This window comes from Corynebacterium striatum (assembly GCF_016728105.1).
Taxonomy (GTDB): Bacteria; Actinomycetota; Actinomycetes; order Mycobacteriales; family Mycobacteriaceae; genus Corynebacterium; species Corynebacterium striatum.
This window is the reverse complement of the sequence record NZ_CP068158.1, coordinates 363,704-382,579: the sequence shown is the minus strand read 5'-3', so window position 1 is coordinate 382,579 and position 18,876 is coordinate 363,704. Positions and strand designations below refer to the sequence as shown.

Genomic DNA, 18,876 nt, shown 5'->3' with positions numbered 1-18,876 from the left:
ATGAGCTTTTTCGAAGATATCGCTTCCGCGTTGGACGCTGAGGGGATTGAGTCCCGCGTCAATGATGACGTGATGTTTGTGCCCATTACCTCAGACCTTGAAATTCAGTTTGTGGAAATTGACCCTATCTTGCCAGCTGCGAACGTCTACATTGCGGCGGCGGATGTGGATGAAGATGATGAAGACTTCGAGGCGGTTTTAGTCTCGGTGGCCTTCTCTGTGGATGACGCTGTTGAGGCTGTGGCCAAGCACATCGCTACTGACCAAGTAGTAACTGTGTTACGTGACCTTTTGGAAGGCACGGACGAGCGCATTACTGATCTAGAATTTGTGCAGGACGAGTTCAACCCCAACTTGGTTGTGGCTGAGGTTGCAAATGACTCTGAACTGCGTGTTCTGGTGGAAACTGTGGACGGTGTTCCTTCCGCGATTGTCCGATTCCTTGCCTTTGATTTTGATGAAGAAGAGTTCGACGAACTCGAGGACGAGGCAATCAACGAGTTGTGGGAGTCTGATGACGCGGATGGTATCAGCGAGGAGCAGCGCTTGGCACTGTTCGAGGCGGGTGAGCTTGACGACGTCGCTCCTATCATTGAGGTTCCCGCTGAGGCCCTAGAGCTTGGCACTTACACCGACTTCGACCGTCTCTTCGATGTCTTGAACCTTGTTTCTGAGCAGGCAATGGATTGGGAAGCACAGTTGGTTTCCTTCGACGACGATGAATTCGAAGAACCGGATGTCTATGACTTGTTCGGCGCCGACGACGGTGATGACATCGATGACGATGACATTGATGACGATGACATCGATGGTGACGATGACATCGATGGTGACGATGATGAAGACTTCGGAAACGAAGAGCGTGAGGATTAGAGTAAACGCGTCCATGAGGATTGCGAGAATGCTCTAGCTACCTACACACCGCTTACCCGCAGACAAGCTTCATCGCAGCTCTGCTTGTAAGCGGTGTAAATTTATGTCCCTATGCTGGCTTCTTCCCGGTAATGGTGTCTTCGCCGGCTCTGCGTGCCGCCTGCCCCAATCTAACAAAGTGAAATCCACAACTATGCCGTACTTACTCCGTACCAGGTGGCGTCAGCTACTTGTTGCGCTTGCCATGTTACTTACAACAGTTTCGTGGGCTTTGACGATGAATTCGGAGTTTTGGAGCATTACCTATACTTTCGAAAGCCCGTTGACCATCGTGATTTGGGTACTGTGCCTTGTTGCCACGTTGTGCCTGTTGATTTCCAAACACGGTGCTTTACCGCGGCACATGATGTTTAACCCCATCATGGGCATGGCAGTGAACTTGATTTTTGGCTCCCTTGTGATGGGCACGAACATCCCGTTCTACTTTGACACGATCGGCACAATGGTCATTGCGATCTTGTATGGTCCGGTATTAGGCATGGCAACGGGTGTTGGCGCCACGGTTGTTGCCTCAAGCTTTGCCGCATACCCACTAGCGTTTAATCCAGTGGCGATACTGGTGGGGTTCTTGTTCGGTGTGCTAGGTAGCCGCAGCTTTTTCCGATATGTGACGGGAACAATTGCAACCGGTCTCGTAGGCGGCATGCTGTGTGGAATGGTTTCCGTCTATCCGCTGATTTTCTCCTTTGGAAACAGCGATGGCATCGGGCGTCCAGGCCTGTTGCTGTATTTCCAGCTGATTACTGGTGATGAGCGCCTGGCAATTATTTGTCAAGCACTTCTATCGCACTCCGTCGACAAGGCATTCACCTTGCTCCTTGCCTGTACGCTCATCCGCTTTGCGCCTATCGCGCTACGCACTTATTTTGTGTTCCCAGGAAATAGATCGATTGTGGAACATATCTTCCAAGAAAGTGCGGACAACAAGGGTTATAGCGAAGATGCGTATCGAGCATCCGAGTATTCGACAGGCACCTAGGCACCTAGGCAGCTAGCAGCTTGGCGGTTAAGCCGCCTGACTAAATCCAGTAAACAAAGAAGCCGGGGAGTGGACTGGGACGTAGTTGCTGTCAACCAGCCAGACGAAATTGTGCGCGTCGCCGCGGCTAGTCTCGTGAATCGAGTCAGCCAGTGCCGGCGGCACCATGGCACGCACCCATGCCTCGGCAACATTAGGCATAACGGCACTTCCTGTTGGGTCGGTAATACGTACTGAAATCAGGTAGGTGGGGACTCGCTCCTCACCGTAACCGAGAACGCGTGCGCGAGCTCGCTCGCCTACACGGTGCCGCGTCAATGTCATATTCAAGCTAGGGAAGCCTGCTACGGACGGTAGTTCCTTGAGCGGTGGGCGCCATGTGGGTGTAGGGCGGGCTAGTGAGCGCGGATGCCGAAGCGCGCCATTGAGGGCGTTGACAGTTTCGTTCTCGTGGAAAAGAATCTCAACTGCTAGTTCACCGGCCGTGAGCGAATGGGTTTCTTGAGGATGGCGGGAGTAACGCGTGGAGTTGCGGCGAGCTGGCATAGCGTTGGGGTTGAGGCGGTAGGGGGAGTTCTTGTGGTTCTTCATGACACGGATGATATTTAGGAGGCCTGACATACCGGACCTTTTTTAGAACACATGTTCTATCGGTGAAGTTGTCTTTAGTTCTGGTTACTTAAGTGCTGAACGTCGGACTATGGTGTTTGTTGCTATGACAAATAAAGAGAATTCCGCAGAGCCAATCGATGCGCTCGGGCAGCCGGCAAAGATTCCTCGTGAAATCTGGATTATGGTCTCCGCGGCTTTCCTTATTGCTTTGGGCTACGGGCTGATCGCGCCGCTGCTTCCGCAGTTCGTGGTCAGCTTCGATGTTTCGATGGCCGCGGCAGGAATGGTGGTATCCATTTTCTCCGCTAGCCGTTTGGTCTTTGCGCCGAGTGCCGGAAGCCTTGTCGATAGGTTTGGATCCCGTTGGGTCTATCTTGGCGGACTTTTTACAGTGGCCGTGACCACGGGACTCGTCGCCATCTCGCAAGAGTATTGGCACATCGTAGTGTTCAGGGCCTTGGCTGGCATTGGTTCGACGATGTTCACGGTCTCCGCCATGGGACTCATCGTGAGACTGTCACCTCCGAGCATTCGTGGAAAGTGTTCGGCCACCTATGCCACTGCCTTTCTTTTGGGCAACGTCATCGGCCCGTTGCTTGGCGCCAGCTTGTCTTTCCTCGGTTTTCGTTGGCCGTTTGTTATCTATGGGCTCGGCGTGGCCTTAGCTGCGGTAGTCGTGTGGATTCTGATGCCCGCAATTGAGGAAGATGACCCCAACGCGACAAAACTGCAGCCGATGAAACTTAACGAGGCATGGCACGATACCGCTTTCCGGGCGGTGTTGACCTCCAACTTTGCCCAAGGCTGGATCAACATGGGCGTACGCGTGTCTGTGCTTCCGCTGTTTGCGGCAACAGTTTTCCATAACGGTGCGGCGGCATCAGGTTTTGCGTTGGCAGTCTTCGCGTTCGGCAACGCTGTAGTGCTGCAGTTTTCAGGAAAATGGGCGGACACTTATGGTCGACGCCCTCTGATTCTGATCGGACTCATCGGCACCGGTGTATTTGTGGGATTGCTCGGCCTTGCAGATTCTGTCTTGACGCTCCTGGTGGTGTCTGCACTGGCCGGAGCTTCTTCTGGCCTTATCAATCCCGCGCAAACGGCAGCGATCGGTGACGTAGTGGGCAACCAACGCTCCGGTGGGCAGGTCTTGTCGACATTTCAGATGGCCGGCGACTTCGGTCAAATCCTCGGCCCCATCGTAGTCGGGGGATTGGCGGACTACTTTGGTTTTGCCAAGGCTTTTGCCGTGTGCGGATTGGTCGCTGCGATGGGTGTCGTTGCGTGGATGTTTAGCCGTGAAACTTTGGCGGAGAGAAAAGCCATCCTTAAAAGAATTCCACGTAAGGGTTAGCTGGGGCGTTCCGTGCACAATCTGTCCGGTCATACCTACCGCGGTTCTGTAGAACAACTGCTTTAGATGGGGGAGAAGGACGTCGTTGTGGTCTTTGCTTCCCCCAAGTCCTCCCGTCTACTGCGCGTGTCGTCGATTGCCCAGCGTTACGAAGAGCGGGTCCAAGTTTATCAGCGGAAACTCGACGATATTTTGAAGGTCTTTGACCGTTAATCTGCACGTTTGAGGTCATCTTCCAAGCTTCCTTATGCCCCTGTACTGCCCGATTGTGGGTGGTGCGGGGGTATTTGCGTTTTGCGAAAATTGCAAATGATTGACATGTAACATGCTACTGTGAGCGCCATCACCGAAACGGTTTTCTTTAATCTGAATTATGTGAGGAGGGACTCATGGGTATTGCCGCACTAGCAATCTTCATCGCGGTAACCGTGGTCTTTAACACGCTCTTGAAGAGGGATATCTCCGAATCTCTCGTCGTAGCGCTCATCTGTACCGCTCTGCTGGGCGGCACTCGAGCACCAGCACTACTGTGGGAATCCGCCAAGGAGGCTGCGCAGTCTGAAGTCACCTTCGCCGGTATGGCATTCGTCTTCATGGGCATCATCGTTCAGGCAACTGGACTCATTGACCGCTTGATTGAGATTCTCAACTCGATCTTCGGACGCGTGCGTGGCGGCGCTGCTTATGTCTCGACGCTGGGCTCGGCAATGATCGGCCTGATGGCTGGCTCCACCGCGGGCAACTCCGCGACGGTCGGATCCGTCACCATCCCATGGATGAAGAAAGCGGGCTGGACCTCGGAGCGCGCCGCAACGCTCGTCGCCGGCAACTCCGGCCTTGGCGTGGCGCTGCCGCCGAACTCCACCATGTTCATCATCCTGGCTTTGCCTGCCGCAGCGGGCGCCTCTGCATCCAGCGTCTACGTCGCACTTGCCTGCGGCGGCGCCTACGCGGTGCTCTACCGCCTCATCGTTGTGTTCTGGTGGACTCGCCGTGACGGCATCAAGGCAACCGAGCGCGAGGAGATGGTCAGCTTCGGCCACGCCATCAAGCACGGCTGGTCCTCACCCTCTATCTTCCTGGGCATCATCGTCCCAGTGCTCCTGACCATCGGACCGCTGGCCGGCTACTTGGGCAAGGAAGCCAACATCGGCGAGGACGGTGTGAAAGCCATTTCGATCATCGTCTGGGTGCCGATTCTTATCACCCTCATCGCCCTTATCGAAGGCGCATGGCGAATCCGTGCCAACAATGTGCACCTCGCAGCGCAGTTCAAGCGCGACCTTCCGCAGTTCGCCACCGTTGGTATCTCCCTCTTCGCGGCGCTTACCGCGGCGAAGATCATGGAGGAGCTCGGCGTCGGCGATCAGCTTTCGAGCCTGCTCGATGCAATGTCACTGCCTAAGTGGGTCATGCTCATCGCCGTGGGCATCCTGGCCGTCCTCGTGGCAACGCCGCTCTCGTCCACTGCAACCGCAGCCGCTATCGGTGCGCCCGCAGTTGCGGCGCTGACCGCCGTGGGAATCGATCCCACTGTGGCCATCGTGGTCATCCTGCTGTGCACTTCGACCGAGGGCGCTTCGCCTCCAGTCGGTGCGCCGATCTACCTCTCCGCAGCAATGGCCGAGGCGGACCCGCCAAAGATGTTCGTCCCGCTCATCCTGTTCTTCGTCCTCCCGATGATTGCGCTGGCATGGCTCATCGGCATGGGCTGGCTTCCCATCTACGTCCCGGCTTAAAGGAGCTCAAGCATCATGAAAACATTCTTCGGACTCGTCCAAGCGCTGTTCTTCCTGTTCCTCTTCGCCTTCCTCCTCGGTGGCGTGGGTATCATCGCAACCCAGAGCCTGGGCATCGTAACCCTTAACCAAGGCACCGTGACCGGCGTAGAAAACTGGTTGGCTCCGGTGACTTTTACCTGTTCTACCCTGTGCGCTGTATGCGCCTTCATCCTGAACTACCGTCCCAAGACGGACGCAGAAAAGGCCCACGTTCGCGCACACGGTGAGGATTAATTTTTAAAGCACATGCCCTAAAGCTCACGGGTGTGAGCATCCCAAATCTCTTCGACTCGCTGCTCTGCCTCGGCTTCTGATAGCTGCGGGTTGCGGCGGCGCAGAGTCTGGCGCAGGAGCAGGCGACCGGTTGCCGTGATGTGTGACGCCATGTCCTGTCGCGCCCTTTGGGCGTCGCCTTTTGCGATGGCATCAATGATCGGTACGTGCTCTGAATGCACCTGCTCCAAGGAGCGCTCGTTGCGCACCGTGGAATCGGTCAGAATTTGGGTGTGCGTGCGCAGCTTGTCCAGGGTGTCCCTGGCGCGGGTAGAGCCACCGGCGACCAAGATGGCGTCGTGAAGCTGCTTGTCCCAAGAGAAAAACTCCGGCTCGTTGCCGGACTGGACGCTGGCTTCCATGGATTGGAGGAGCGCGCGCATCTGCGCCAGCTGCTCGTCGCTGCGTGCCAACGCGGCGCGGGCGGCGATGCGCGGCTCTAGGGCCAGGCGCATGTCGAAGATATCGGCAACATCGGAAGGCTTGGTCTCTACAATCTGGAATCCCCGGTTGCGGGAGAATTCAATGAGTCCGGCTTCTTCTAGGCGCAGCAAGCCGTCGCGAACGGGGGAGCGGGAAATGCCCAGCTCTTCTGAAAGCTTGTAGACGCTGTACCACTCGCCGGGTGCCATTGAGCCATTTTGCGCACAATCGCGCACGTAGTTCATGACCTGGGTGGCCAGGTTCTTTGCAGGTGTCACCGCAAGCGCCATGGCTCGTGCTGGCTGGGTGCTTGACGAGGACTGCGCTGCCGGGGAGTTTGTTGCCATAGCTAATCACCATAACGAATTGCCGATGAATTGAGGCGAAGTTCTTGCCCGGAGGGCCCCTTCGTGAAGTAACATGTTACTTACCTTGAGGCCGAGTCACTGATGAGTACCACATCGAAAGCTGCGAAAATGACGAATACAATTCACTTCAATCGTTTAGACCCCAGCGTCTACTCAAAGATTGCACGCACGAACTTGCGCACCGACATGGCATCACGCGCGGCTTATACCTCAGACGCCTCCATCTTCCGCCGCGTGCCCTCGGCCATTTTGGAGCCGCACAACGTGGACGAGATTCGCGATGGTTTGGACATCGCGAAGGCCAAAGGTTGGAAGGTCGTGGGTCGCGGCGGCGGCACGTCCGTTGCGGGTAACGCCATTGGCGAGGGTCTCATCATCGATACCTCGCGCTACTTCAACCGCATTCTGGATATCGACGTCGCCAAGCGCACTGCCACCATCGAACCAGGTGTGGTGGCAGATGCGCTGCGCGACGCCGCCCTCCCGCACGGCCTCACTTACGGCCCGGATCCTTCCACGCACTCGCGCTGCACTGTGGGCGGCATGGTGGCCAACAATGCCTGTGGCTCCCACTCGGTGGCTTTTGGTACGGCCGCGGAGAACCTCGTTGACGTTACGATCATGCTGGCCGATGGCCGCGAGGTGACCTTTAGCGAGGGCGGTTGCGACGACCCTGAGATTGACGCACAGCTTAAGGCTTTGGTGGAGGACAACGCCGCGCTTATCGACGCCGAGCTCGGCCGCTTTCCACGCCAGGTGTCCGGTTACGGTTTGCACTACCTCTTGGAGCGCAATGGCTTCGACACTGCCAAGGCGTTGGCGGGATCGGAGGGAACCACCGGCATCATCACCAAGCTGACGGTCAAGTTGGTGCCGGTGCCCAAGGCCAAGGCACTTGCGGTGTTGGCCTTCGATACGGTCTTTGACGCAGCGGCTGTCGCGGCCAAGCTGCGTTTGCCTGACGTGGCGACCATTGAGGGCATGGGCGGTGATCTGCTGGGGGCGCTGCGCTCCAAAGTGGGGCAGGAGCACGCGGGTGAGAATCTGCCGGGCAACCGCAAGGGGATTGAGGCTGGCGGCTGGCTCTACTGTGAGGTTGGTGCTGAGGACCTGGAGCATGCGCTCGCGCGTGCGCAGGAGGTGGCCACTGCCGTAGAGACCGTGGACTACGTGGTGGTTCACGAGCAGAAGGAGATGCGCGAGTTGTGGCGCATCCGCGAGGCGTCCGCGGGCATCGTGACCCGTCTGCCGGATGGCGGGGAAGCCTGGCCCAACTGGGAGGACTCCGCAGTTCCCCCGGAGAACCTCGCGGACTACCTGCGGGACCTCTACGCGTTGATGGACAAGTACGAGCTGCGCGGCATTCCTTTTGGCCACTTCGGTGAGGGCTGCGTGCACGTGCGCATCTCCTTCAATTTTGGTACTGAGGAGGGCGTCAAGCAGTTTGAGTCCTTCATGAATGAGGCCGCTGAGCTGGTGTCCTCGTATGGCGGATCGCTCTCCGGTGAGCATGGCGATGGCCGTGCCCGATCGGCGCTGCTGGACCGCATGTACTCCGATGAGATGCGTGCGTTGTTTGAGCAGTTCAAGGAGATCTTCGACCCGGAGAACTTCTTCAACCCAGGCGTGCTCGTCAAGGCCGATGCCGTGACCCAGGGCCTGCGCATGGCGCCGGGGCAGCGTCACTTTGAGCTCACTCCGGTCCACGCGCTGAGCCACGACAAGGGCTCGATGGTCAATGCAATTAACCGTTGCGTTGGCGTGTCCGCTTGTCGTAGTGAGTCGGGCTCGATGTGTCCGTCCTTCCAGATCACCGGCGACGAGATGCACTCGACCCGCGGCCGTGCCCGCATGTTCAGTGAGATGTTCCGTGGCGAGTCCATAGGGGACGGCTTCGATTCCAAGGAAGTGGAGGAAGCCCTCGACCTGTGCTTGTCCTGCAAGGCGTGCGTTTCCGAATGCCCGGTGAACGTGGACATGGCGACGTATAAGGCGGAGTTCCTGCACAACCATTACAAAGGAAAGCTGCGCCCAGGCGCGCACTACGTGATGGGCTGGCTGCCGCTGCTGGGGTATATCGCGCACAAGATTCCGGTGGTGCCCACGCTCATCGATAAGGCGATGTCCACCAAGGGCCTCGACAAGCTCATCGCGAAGGCGGGCGGCCTCGATCCGAACCGTCCGCTCATCCGCTTCGCCCACACGTCTCTGCGCAAGTGGCACAAGCAGCACACCCCCGTCGCCGCGCTTGACGACGTCGCGCACAACGGCACCGCGAACAGCGGCACCGCGCACAACAATGACAAGGCGACGGTACCGCCGCTGGCCGACAACGAGCGGACGGTGGTCCTGTGGCCGGACTCCTTCAACTCCTCGTTGGGTACCTCGCCTGCGACGGCCGCAGTTGAGGTTCTCGAAGCACTCGGCTACACGGTCATTATCCCTCAACAGTTCGTCTGCTGCGGCCTGACCTGGCACTCGACGGGTCAGTTGGATATGACGCAGCGCGTGCTCAAACAGACGGCGAAGGTGATGAAACCCTACCTGGACCGCGGCCTGCAGGTCATCGGCGTGGAGCCCTCATGCACCGTGATGCTGCAACATGAAGCCGCTGAGCTTTGCGACGACCCGACATACGGCGCAGTGATTAAGAACCTAGCACGCAACACCCACTCGTTTAGCGAGTTTATTGCCAGCCGCCTTGAGCAATTCGTCGCCGCCGGCGTCATCGCGCCGGGCGATGTCTCCGCGCTGACACAGGTGCACTGCCATGAGAAGTCACTGGGCGACCCGCAACATTCCGCTGCCGTGCTGCGGGCATTGGGGATCAACGAGGAACAGATCGCTACCGGCTGCTGCGGCCTGGCCGGCAACTGGGGCTTTGAGAAAGGCCACGCTGAAGTGTCCATGGCGCTGGGGGAGCGCGAACTATTCCCGAAGGTGAGGAAGGCAGCCACGGAAGGCAAGGTTGTCATCGCTGATGGCTTTTCCTGCCGCACTCAGATTCAACAGGGAACAGGAAGTGATGCCAAGCACATTGCGGAAATAGTCCGCGGAATCCTGGACGAGGCGACCTATCGCGACTAAGCGATGGTGACCTCAAGTTAGCTCGCCATCCAACGATTACTATAAGTTTCCAGAATACGATTGGAGTGAAACACCCGACATTCGGAAAAACTTATTCTTCTTTGAGCGGCTGAATGGAGCTTTTGGCGGGGAAGCGGGCCGGCCAGAAAACTAGGCGACGGTTCGGCCCGCAACGAAGAGCTGCTTTGGCATTTCTCGCCTAAGAGCCCACTCGAACTGAATCGGCTTTTCACTCTTGTGGGAGACGTAATCGACGTTGCCTAAGAATGTGTAAGCGCTCGCAGTGCCCACAGCATTTTGCTTAGAAAATCGGGTTGCGATGATGATTGAGCCGCCAGTTTCCTGGTGATGGATATAGCGACGAGCTGCTTTCGAGTTCAATGTTGTCGTCGATTGCGATTCCCAGTGCATCAAAACCGGAGAAATTGGATAGTCGCGGTAGTTGGTGCTTGCACTGACGTTTTCATCCTTTTGGAATGTGACCAGGAAAAGATCCGTATTGATGTAGTCGAAGTACTTCACGCCTTCGCGCGGAAGCGATGCGAGCCTGCTCAACGGACCTCGGTCGAGCGCGCCGATTAGCTCGCTCAGTGAATAGTCTGCATGGGTTTGTAGTACGCCAGCTTGATCAGCCTGCGGAATCACACGAGATTGATCGAGGCGATACTCCATAATCTGTTCAAGCTCGTCCTTGACAGCGGGGCAGCGGCGCAGCGCTTCTAAAGCCTCGTCGAGGGACTCCGGAACTTTGGTGCCGGAATTAGCCCAGAAGGAAAGTACTAGCATCTGCGCGTATTTTTGCTCAGTCGCCGAGAGCTCCGTTTCACTCGGGCCTTCAGGACAAAGCAGGTGGAGATATGCCTGTGCACGAATGGAATCGTTAATGTGCAGCATTGAGCGAAGTCGCCCCAAAAGGAATTCTTCTTGTTGAGAAGACTCTCCATCCTTTAGTCCTGCTTCCCGCAAATAGGTAGTCCAGGTCTTGCCTTTTCGGCGGTAGATGTCCTCGATCGGAACGCCGCTGTCGTCGAGGAATTCTCGCAAGTTGGTCGTCTTCAATTCAGAAACTAGAGAAAGAATTTTCTTCGCAGAATTCCGTGCAATCCGCTTGACGTTTGCGAGAACCTGTTCAGTTGTTTCGCGATCGAGTGAGATATGCGAGCCAGGCGCGGTCGTCGGGAAGCCTTGCTCAATTTCGTGGATGAGGTGTTTGCCTCGCTTCGGGGTCAACGACTTGAAGCGTTCTTCAAAATTGAATTCTTTATGCTGCTGGCCGATGAAGTCGAATACATTGCAGACTTCCTTGCCTCGGTGAAGGCGCAGGCCACGACCAAGCTGCTGTACGAAGAGTACCGGGCTTTGGGTTGGACGAAGAAGTAGCAGGGTATTAACGCTCGGGATATCGACGCCTTCGTTGAAGATGTCGACGGAGAAGAGGACCTTGGTCTTGCCTTCATGAAGTGAATCGATGGCAGTTTTGCGGTCGGAAGAGCTAAGCGCACTACTTACAGCTAGCGCCGGGATGCCGAATTTATTGAACTGTTCGGCCATGTACTCCGCATGGGCGATGGAAACGCAGAAGCCGAGGGCTTTCATTGTCGATAAATCAAAGATGCGCTTTTGCAGTTCGTTGATGATGAATCGAGTGCGCTTCTCGCCGGCCTTTAAATAAAGCTCATTGAGCTCACTTACGTTGTAGTCCTTCTTGTTGCGGTTCCACGTTAGGCTCGTGAGATCCGTGCCATCTGCAATTCCGTAATAGTGAAGTGGTGCAAGCAGCTGTAGCCGCAATGCATCCCACAAGCGAAGCTCGTGTGCGACGCGGTAATCGAAGAATTTCTCGATGTTTTCGCCGTCGCCGCGCTCCGGAGTTGCTGTTAGACCTAGTAGCTCCGTTGGAGTGAAGTGAGTAAGAATTTGTTTGTACGTGCGTGCCTCAGCGTGGTGGAACTCGTCGATGACGACAACCTCGAAGTGGTCTTCTGCGAGCGCATCCAGGCGTGCTGTATTTAGGGATTGAACGCTGGCGAATACATGGTTCCATTCACTGGGGACGTGGCCATCTACAAGCAGTTCGCCGAAGCCGGAGTCTTGCAGAACCTCTCGGTATGTGCGAAGCGCCTGGACGAGAATTTCTTTGCGGTGTGCGACGAACAATAGCTTTGGGCGGCGTCCCTGGTCTTCGGCAATGCCTCGGTAATCAAGCGCAGCTACAACTGTCTTGCCTGTGCCGGTAGCTGCAACCAGGAGATTACGGTGGCGGTCTTTTACATCGCGTTCGGAACGTAATGCTTCGAGCATTTCCTGTTGGTAAGGATATGGCTCGACTCGCAAGCCAGATAGCTCCACGTTTTGAAGCTTCTCGTCATGGACTCCTTTGGCGGCTCCAAGTGCTGTCTTGAGGCGGAAGAAGTCAGCGTCAGGATTGAAGTTCTGGAAGTGATTATCGTGCCAGTAGCTGTCGAAGGTCTTGATGAACTTGGAAATAACCTCTGGGGTGCTGGCGGTTGAACCGCGGACGTTCCATTCCCAGCCGTCGACAAGCGCGGAACGCGAAAGGTTTGAGCTACCGATAAACGCGGTATCGAAGCCAGAGTCGCGACGGAAAAGCCATGCCTTGGCGTGCAGACGCGTGGTTTGGTGTTCGTAGCAAACGCGAACTTCAGCACCGTAGTGTTCGACGAGACGCTTTACTGCAGCCGCGTCGGTCGCGCCGCAATAGGTCGACGTAATAACGCGCAACGGGATGTTGTTGTCACGCAAGTAGGACAGTTGTTCGTCGAGAACAGCAATGCCAGAGCTTTTGACGAAAGCACAGAGTAGGTCAACGGAATCGGCAGTCTTGATTTCGCGGGCGATTTCGCTAGATAGGTTCGCGTCTCCTAGAGAGTTCGTAAATAGTGCGCTCTTGTTGAGCGATACCTCAGGAAGCTGAGGCGGCTCGGATAAAGAGTTGTTGTAGACGGCATAGAGAAGCTCTTCGCTCGAAACTTCCTCGCCTTTGCCCAATAGCTGGGAGAGACCGTTGATGAATGCGATTCGATCTTCCTGGTTGTTTAACTCAGAAAGGCGGGCCTCAATGACAGAGGAAACGTGATGAGCGAAGGCAGAAGTAAAGCGACCTTGTGCCTGCGGATCTGAGCCGCTTGCGATTCCGAAAGCGGAAGTTGGATTAATGGCTTGTGTCTGCTGAATTCGTTCGGAAATGCGTGAGGTCACCGGCGTTTCATAAATGCCGAAAGGGAGCGCGGAATCTTTATTCATTGGAAAAGCTAGGAATCGGTGGGAGATTTAAGAGGAGAGCTGCTCTACCGCAGGCACGTCCGCCGGAGCCCACTCGAGTTCGAGGGCGTCGGAGATGTTGACCCAGCGGGTGGCGTCGTGGTCGGTGAGACTGAGATTGTCGGCTAGCAGGGAAGCGGTGGTGGTGCAGTAAAAGGTGGTGAGCTCGATGGTGGCGAAATCGTAATGATGAACGGTGGTCGTTACCTGTTCGCCGATGGTGGCTGAAATGCTGAGTTCTTCCTTTAGTTCGCGCGCGAGTGCTTGCTCTGGTGTTTCGCCGGGTTCGATCTTGCCGCCAGGAAATTCCCACCTGCCAGCAAGGGAAGTGCCGGGCTTCTTGCGGAAGGCTAAAAGCTGTGTGCGTTCTTCATCGACGAAGACGGCGCCCACGACGCGGATAGGTTTAGACATGACTCTATTGTGCCTTGGAACTCGAAAACGTCTAGACACTGAGCTGTTACTTAGATAACATGTCCCCAATGTTCGCGTAAGGCTGTCACGCGGGCTTGATTTTTGTATGCAAGCTTGAGGGGACGGTTTTACTGTGACTTCTACCGAATCGGTTTATTCCTCCCACCAGAGCCATGACGGGGAAATCCCGCAGCCTGGGGGACGGTGGAAACTCTTTTTATATAGCGCGATTGGCGCGTTCGTATTCTTCCTCCCGGTGACATATCAGGAAAAGCGCTCCATCCCTTTGGACCACATGGTCACCATGCTGCGGGAGGGGATTCCGGCGGCGGTGCCGTGGATTATTTTTGCCTTGGCCGTGTACGGAACGGTGCGAAGTTTTACTTCCGGCGCATTTAAAGAAAGCGCGCTTCAGGCAGTCTTTGCGGTGCTCAATATTGTCGGTGCGGTGATCTCCTTTCTTATGGTCATCGATGCGCTGCCGTGGGTGCTCGGTGACGAGGACTTGGTGCCGTTCTTGTGGAACTCGATTGCCGTTCCGGTAGGCCTCATCGTGCCTATTGGTGGTGCGTTCCTTGCGTTTCTCATTGGCTTTGGCCTGCTGGAGTTCGTCGGCGTGCTCATGCAGCCCATCATGCGGCCGTTGTGGAAGACGCCGGGGCGCTCTGCCATTGATGCAGTGGCCTCGTTCGTGGGCTCATATTCCCTGGGAATTTTGGTCACGGACCGCGTCTACCAAAAGGGCGGATACACCGGGCGTGAGGCAGCGATTATTGCCACCGGCTTTTCGACGGTCTCTGCGGCCTTTATGGTCATCGTGGCCAAGCAGCTCGACCTGATGAAAGTTTGGGGCACATACTTCATTGTCACGCTCATCGTGACCTTTGTGGTTACCGCCATTACCGTGCGGATTCCGCCGTTGCGCACCATTCCAGACGAGTATTTTGCGGACGCGCATCCAGATCCGGAAAAGCCGGTGGAAGGCTCGCGCATCAAAAACGCGTGGCGTGAGGCGATGCTGGCGCTACAACGCGCACCGTCTTTGTGGGAATCCATTTGGGAGAACCTGCGCGATGGTGTGCGCATGGCGGCGGCAATCGTGCCGTCTATTATGTCGGTGGGTCTCATTGGACTGCTGCTTGCGCGCTTTACGCCCATTTTCGAGTGGATTGGCTACCTGTTCTATCCGTTTGCGTGGGTAGTGCAGTTGCCGGAGCCAGTACTAGCGGGCAAGGGCGCGGCCATGGGGATTGCGGAGATGTTCCTGCCTGCCACGGCAGTGGCAGGAAGCGACAGCATGGTGCTCAAGTTCGTCATCGGCGTGGTGGCAGTCTCTGCCATTATTTTCTTCTCGGCGCTGGTGCCGTGCATCCTGGCTACCAAGATTCCGGTGAAGCTGACCCACTTGGTCATCATTTGGTTTGAGCGTGTAGCGCTGACCATTCTCATCGCCACTCCGATTGCCCACCTGCTGTTTTGATAGGTCGAGTCCAAAACGGGTGAGTGGATCGATATCGCTGGAGGGCAATGATGCTTATAGCCACCATCGCAGCTTGGATGAGTAAGAAAGCTACCCGCTAAACCGTGCGGCCAAGGTTGTCCCCAACGTCGTTGGCGTTTAGCTAGTGAGGTGGGCCGTGACAATGTCGTCGATAAGCCGCGCCGCTGCTTTGGCGGTGCGGTTATCTATGTCAAAGGTGGGGTTGAGCTCGACGACGTCCACCAAGGCCAGCTTTCCCGTCTGCGCAATAGCCACCGCCATGGCGCGGATGCGCTCATAGCTTACGCCCAGAGATGCCGGGGCGGATACGCCCGGTGCGGTAGAAGCTGGCAGGACATCGAGGTCGATGGACAAGTGAACCTTGTCCTTGCCCTCGGTGGCACGAGCGGCAAGCTCGCCGCATTCGGCGGGAGTGAGGTTGACTAGCTCTTCGTCCAGGGTGACGGCTACACCGAGCGATTCGGCTTCGTTGAAAAGCACCGCGGTGTTATTGGGGCGGGAAATACCCAGCACGGTGTAATCGAAGTCGTCAGACAGGTCGGCGATCTGCTTGAACGGGGTGCCGGAGGTGGCTCGGTCCGCGCGGCGCAGATCGAAATGGGCGTCCAGATTGATGATCTTGGTGGCGCCTACCGCGCGATACAGGCCGCGGTGAGAGCCAAAGGCGGTCTCGTGCCCGCCGCCCAGGATGATGGGTAGGCTGCCGGCCGCGACGAGTTCTTGCACCTTTTCGGAAAGGGCGTCGTGGGCGCCCTCGAGGTCATCGGCCTGGGTGGTGATCGTGCCGGCGTCGGCAAGCGCATGCTCATGGTGTACCGCCAAGGAGCCGAGCGCGGAGCGCAGTGTAGCCGGGCCTGCGGCTGCACCCTGGCGCCCACCATTACGCAGCACGCCCTCATCGGAAGCAAAACCCAGGAGAGTGACTGGGGCTGGGCAAGCGGCGGACTGATTGATAACGCTATGCCAGCGGGCGTGCTCTGGGCCCGGGCCATCAGAGCGGCCGGACCATTCGGGGGCGGGGGTGAAAAGTTCAGCTGTTTCAGTGTTCATGGTTTTCGATGTTAGGTAAAACCGCGGAATGTGACAGGAAACTCTGCCTACAATCACTAAACGTGAGTACCAACAGAGTCCCCGCAGCGCGTCACGCGATGGAGATCCTCAAGCTTTTGTCCACCATCGACGTCCCTATATCTGCCGCCCGCATTCAAGGAGAGCTCAACCTGCCGCGCTCGTCTACATATCACCTGCTGGCGGAGATGGTTGATGCTGGTTTTGTGGTCCATTTGCCGGAACATAAGACGTATGGCTTGGGGCTGGCGGCGTATTCCATGGCTTCGGCCTACGTGACGCAGCAGCCCTTGGTGCGTATGGCCACTCGGGACTTGGAACAGTGTGCCGCGCTGGTGGGTGGATCGGGGCACCTCTCGCGTATGGCCGGCTCAGAAATCTTGTATTTGCAGGAGGTACGTGCGGCGGGTGCTACCTCCTTGGTGACTGAGGTGGGGGTGCGCCTGCAGGCACATAAGACGGCGTCGGGGCGCGTGATGCTGGCGCATCTGCCTGATGCGGAGGTGCGCGCCGCCTTTGATACTGCGGGAGGTAGCGGCTTTAACGCGTTGAAAGAACACTTGCGTTTGGTAGCTGCACGCGGGTGGGACCAGGAGATTGAAGAAATTAGCCGCGGTCAGGCCTCTGTGGCGGTGCCTATCTTGGATCACTTGGAGCGTCCGGCGGCAGCGGTGGCGGTGACGTATCCGGTAGGGACGCCGGATGTGAAGGTAGACGCCCTTATTCGAGCTTTGTTGGAGGTATCAGACAAGGTGGCGGCCAAAATGTACCGCAATCACAAAAAGTGAGGTAGCATACATTTATCGCGTTAGGCTGTCGCGTGACACATCGAAATTATTGATCCCTTTTTTAAAGGAGTTTTTGCCATGCCTAACGCCTACCCAACCACCGTGACCGTAAATGTCGGCGCGCTGAGCATCGACGACGTCGTTGCTGTTGCCCGTTATGGCGCGCAGGTGGAGATTGCTCCCGAGGCGCTAGAAGAGGTGGCCGCTACCCGCGAGCGCGTGGAAGAACTGGCACAAGATCCCACTCCGGTCTATGGCATTTCCACCGGCTTTGGCGCGCTCGCTCGCCGCCATATCCCGGAAGAGATGCGCGCCCAGCTGCAGCTTTCGCTGGTGCGCTCGCACGCTGCGGGCACCGGCCCGGAAGTAGAAGAAGAAGTCATCCGCGCACTGATGCTGCTGCGCCTGTCCACCCTGTGCACCGGCCGTACCGGCGTGCGCCCCGTAGTGGTGGAAACGTATGCCAAGGCCTTGAACGCCGGGATTGTGCCGGTGGTGCGCGAGTATGGCTCGCTGGGCTGCTCCGGTGACTTGGCGCCGCTTGCTCACTGTGCGCTGGCCCTGTTGGGAGAGGGCGAGGTACGCGTGAACGGCGAGCTGCAGGATGCGGGCGAAGCTTTGGCCGCAGCTGGCATCGAGCCGCTGCAGCTACGCGAGAAGGAGGGCCTAGCGCTCATCAACGGCACCGATGGAATGCTCGGCCAACTATGCCTGGCCATTACTGACCTGCGCGCGGCCGCAAAGACCGCCGATATTGCCACCGCTATGACAGTGGAGGGCCTGCTCGGCACCTTGGTGGTCTTTGCCGATGACCTCCAGCAGCTGCGCCCGCACCCAGGACAGGCCGATGCCGCTGCGAATATCCTCCAGGTGGCCGAGGGATCTGAGATCCTGGAATCGGCCCTCGAGGAGTTCAAGAAGAATCAGGTACAAGACGCCTACTCCGTGCGCTGCGCCCCGCAGGTCGCCGGCGGTTTCCGCGATACCTTGAGCCACACTGCCCAGGTGGCCGAACGCGAGCTAGCCGCCGCTGTGGATAACCCGGTGGTGGCCAAGGACGGCCGCGTGGTCTCCAATGGCAACTTCCACGGCGCGCCGGTGGCTTATGCGCTTGACTTCCTGGCAATTGTCACCGCGGACTTGGCCTCGATTTCCGAGCGTCGCACCGACCGCTTCCTGGACCCGGCGCGCAACCGCGGGCTGAACGCCTTTCTTGCCGACGACCCCGGGGTTGACTCCGGGCACATGATTGCCCAGTACGCCCAGGCCGGCATTGTGAGCGAATTGAAGCGCCTGGCCAACCCATCTTCGGCCGATTCCATTCCATCATCTGCCATGCAGGAAGACCACGTGTCCATGGGATGGTCCGCAGCCCGCAAGCTGCGCAAGTCCGTCGATGGTTTGCAGCGTGTGCTTGCCGTAGAAATCCTCACCGCCGCCCGCGCCATCGATATGCGCGAGGGCACCCCGGCTAAAGGAACCGGCGCGGTAATCGCCAAGCTGCGCGAGACTGTCAAGGGTCCAGGTGTGGACCGCTATTTGTCCCCGGAAATCGAAGAGACGGTGCGCCTGGTCAAGGAGGGCGCGCTTGTCGAAGCCGTCGAGAATGCTACTGGAAAGCTGCGTGATTAAAATGGCGACCATCTCTTGGCGCCCACAATCTGAGCCCAACCCCTTGCCGTTTTCCCCTTTTAAAGCCAGCACGGTACCGCGCCCTATTGGATGGGTCTCTAGCGTGGACGGTGAGGGGCGCGAAAACATCGCGCCCTATAGCCAGTGGCAAAACCTCACCTTCGATCCACCCATGGTGATGTTTTCGGCCAACCAGTACCCGGATGGTCGCCGCGCGGACATGGTAGACCACGCCGAGCGAGTCTCATATACGAGACAGTCTGAGGTTTTGTGGCCTGTTGCATAGGCATGAATCACAGTAACTTGTGACTTGTGACGCTAAACAAGCCCTCGGGGACAGCCCCGGGATACCGGCCTAGGGGGCTTGGGAGGGCGTCGAAA

General features: G+C 57.4%; 15 protein-coding genes. 10 read left to right on the top strand and 5 right to left on the bottom strand.

Annotated elements, in window-relative coordinates; genetic code table 11:
* Both I6I72_RS01770 and I6I72_RS01765 read left to right on the top strand, forming a co-directional pair.
* Positions 1-873: a DNA primase gene (locus tag I6I72_RS01770; RefSeq protein ID WP_201807366.1), complete on the top strand. Its 873-nt coding sequence runs from the start codon at positions 1-3 to the stop codon at positions 871-873.
* 322 nt (positions 874-1,195) lie between these two features.
* Complete coding sequence (locus I6I72_RS01765; RefSeq protein ID WP_141276826.1) at positions 1,196-1,912, top strand: hypothetical protein; 717 nt, start codon at positions 1,196-1,198, stop codon at positions 1,910-1,912.
* Between the two features lie 27 nt (positions 1,913-1,939).
* Here the strand turns inward: I6I72_RS01765 and I6I72_RS01760 are convergent, their stop codons facing one another.
* The gene (locus tag I6I72_RS01760) at positions 1,940-2,503 is read right to left on the bottom strand and encodes a hypothetical protein (protein WP_223197284.1); all 564 of its coding nucleotides are present in this window, start codon (positions 2,501-2,503) and stop codon (positions 1,940-1,942) included.
* Between the two features lie 124 nt (positions 2,504-2,627).
* Here I6I72_RS01760 and I6I72_RS01755 point away from each other — a divergent pair, with 124 nt between their 5' ends.
* From I6I72_RS01755 to I6I72_RS01740, 4 genes are all read left to right on the top strand, one after another.
* Positions 2,628-3,878, top strand: a complete 1,251-nt coding sequence (locus tag I6I72_RS01755; protein WP_049146323.1) for an MFS transporter — start codon at positions 2,628-2,630, stop codon at positions 3,876-3,878.
* Positions 3,879-3,944: 66 nt separating this feature from the next.
* A complete protein-coding gene (locus I6I72_RS01750) occupies positions 3,945-4,091 on the top strand; it encodes a hypothetical protein (RefSeq protein ID WP_005531938.1) in 147 nt (48 codons plus the stop codon).
* A 176-nt stretch (positions 4,092-4,267) separates the two neighbouring features.
* Positions 4,268-5,617 (top strand): TRAP transporter large permease subunit, encoded by a 1,350-nt coding sequence (locus tag I6I72_RS01745; protein WP_005531940.1) that lies wholly within the window; start codon positions 4,268-4,270, stop codon positions 5,615-5,617.
* A 15-nt stretch (positions 5,618-5,632) separates the two neighbouring features.
* Positions 5,633-5,893, top strand: a complete 261-nt coding sequence (locus I6I72_RS01740; RefSeq protein ID WP_005531942.1) for a hypothetical protein — start codon at positions 5,633-5,635, stop codon at positions 5,891-5,893.
* Positions 5,894-5,910: 17 nt separating this feature from the next.
* Here I6I72_RS01740 and I6I72_RS01735 read toward each other — a convergent pair whose 3' ends face one another.
* Positions 5,911-6,702, bottom strand: coding sequence for a GntR family transcriptional regulator (locus tag I6I72_RS01735; RefSeq protein WP_005531944.1), 792 nt, complete (start codon positions 6,700-6,702; stop codon positions 5,911-5,913).
* Positions 6,703-6,831: 129 nt separating this feature from the next.
* On the opposite strand from I6I72_RS01735, the gene I6I72_RS01730 reads away from it, so the two are divergent.
* Entirely contained in the window at positions 6,832-9,810 is a 2,979-nt protein-coding gene (locus I6I72_RS01730; protein WP_201807364.1) for an FAD-binding and (Fe-S)-binding domain-containing protein, read from the top strand.
* 150 nt (positions 9,811-9,960) lie between these two features.
* On the opposite strand, the gene I6I72_RS01725 is transcribed toward I6I72_RS01730, so the two are convergent.
* A complete protein-coding gene (locus I6I72_RS01725) occupies positions 9,961-13,074 on the bottom strand; it encodes a DUF3427 domain-containing protein (RefSeq protein WP_049146327.1) in 3,114 nt (1,037 codons plus the stop codon).
* Positions 13,075-13,101: 27 nt separating this feature from the next.
* On the bottom strand, positions 13,102-13,506 hold the full coding sequence (locus I6I72_RS01720) for a (deoxy)nucleoside triphosphate pyrophosphohydrolase (protein WP_049146329.1): 405 nt from the start codon (positions 13,504-13,506) through the stop codon (positions 13,102-13,104).
* Between the two features lie 133 nt (positions 13,507-13,639).
* Between I6I72_RS01720 and I6I72_RS01715 the strand changes: the two genes are divergently transcribed.
* Positions 13,640-14,986 (top strand): YjiH family protein, encoded by a 1,347-nt coding sequence (locus tag I6I72_RS01715; RefSeq protein ID WP_201807362.1) that lies wholly within the window; start codon positions 13,640-13,642, stop codon positions 14,984-14,986.
* A gap of 138 nt (positions 14,987-15,124) precedes the next feature.
* Here I6I72_RS01715 and hutG read toward each other — a convergent pair whose 3' ends face one another.
* A complete protein-coding gene (gene hutG / locus I6I72_RS01710) occupies positions 15,125-16,057 on the bottom strand; it encodes a formimidoylglutamase (RefSeq protein ID WP_049146333.1) in 933 nt (310 codons plus the stop codon).
* 98 nt (positions 16,058-16,155) lie between these two features.
* Here hutG and I6I72_RS01705 point away from each other — a divergent pair, with 98 nt between their 5' ends.
* Both I6I72_RS01705 and hutH read left to right on the top strand, forming a co-directional pair.
* Positions 16,156-16,863, top strand: coding sequence for an IclR family transcriptional regulator (locus tag I6I72_RS01705; RefSeq protein ID WP_049151784.1), 708 nt, complete (start codon positions 16,156-16,158; stop codon positions 16,861-16,863).
* Between the two features lie 78 nt (positions 16,864-16,941).
* Positions 16,942-18,495, top strand: coding sequence for a histidine ammonia-lyase (gene hutH, locus I6I72_RS01700; protein ID WP_049151785.1), 1,554 nt, complete (start codon positions 16,942-16,944; stop codon positions 18,493-18,495).
* Positions 18,496-18,876: the final 381 nt, after the last annotated feature.

Coding starts and splice junctions, on each gene's coding strand:
- I6I72_RS01770 (WP_201807366.1), top strand. CDS start 1: ATGAGCTTTTTCGAAGATATCGCTTCCGCGTTGGACGCTGAGGGGATT.
- I6I72_RS01760 (WP_223197284.1), bottom strand. CDS start 2,503: ATGAAGAACCACAAGAACTCCCCCTACCGCCTCAACCCCAACGCTATG.
- I6I72_RS01755 (WP_049146323.1), top strand. CDS start 2,628: ATGACAAATAAAGAGAATTCCGCAGAGCCAATCGATGCGCTCGGGCAG.
- I6I72_RS01750 (WP_005531938.1), top strand. CDS start 3,945: ATGGGGGAGAAGGACGTCGTTGTGGTCTTTGCTTCCCCCAAGTCCTCC.
- I6I72_RS01745 (WP_005531940.1), top strand. CDS start 4,268: ATGGGTATTGCCGCACTAGCAATCTTCATCGCGGTAACCGTGGTCTTT.
- I6I72_RS01740 (WP_005531942.1), top strand. CDS start 5,633: ATGAAAACATTCTTCGGACTCGTCCAAGCGCTGTTCTTCCTGTTCCTC.
- I6I72_RS01735 (WP_005531944.1), bottom strand. CDS start 6,702: ATGGCAACAAACTCCCCGGCAGCGCAGTCCTCGTCAAGCACCCAGCCA.
- I6I72_RS01730 (WP_201807364.1), top strand. CDS start 6,832: ATGACGAATACAATTCACTTCAATCGTTTAGACCCCAGCGTCTACTCA.
- I6I72_RS01725 (WP_049146327.1), bottom strand. CDS start 13,074: ATGAATAAAGATTCCGCGCTCCCTTTCGGCATTTATGAAACGCCGGTG.
- I6I72_RS01720 (WP_049146329.1), bottom strand. CDS start 13,506: ATGTCTAAACCTATCCGCGTCGTGGGCGCCGTCTTCGTCGATGAAGAA.
- hutG (WP_049146333.1), bottom strand. CDS start 16,057: ATGAACACTGAAACAGCTGAACTTTTCACCCCCGCCCCCGAATGGTCC.
- I6I72_RS01705 (WP_049151784.1), top strand. CDS start 16,156: ATGGAGATCCTCAAGCTTTTGTCCACCATCGACGTCCCTATATCTGCC.
- hutH (WP_049151785.1), top strand. CDS start 16,942: ATGCCTAACGCCTACCCAACCACCGTGACCGTAAATGTCGGCGCGCTG.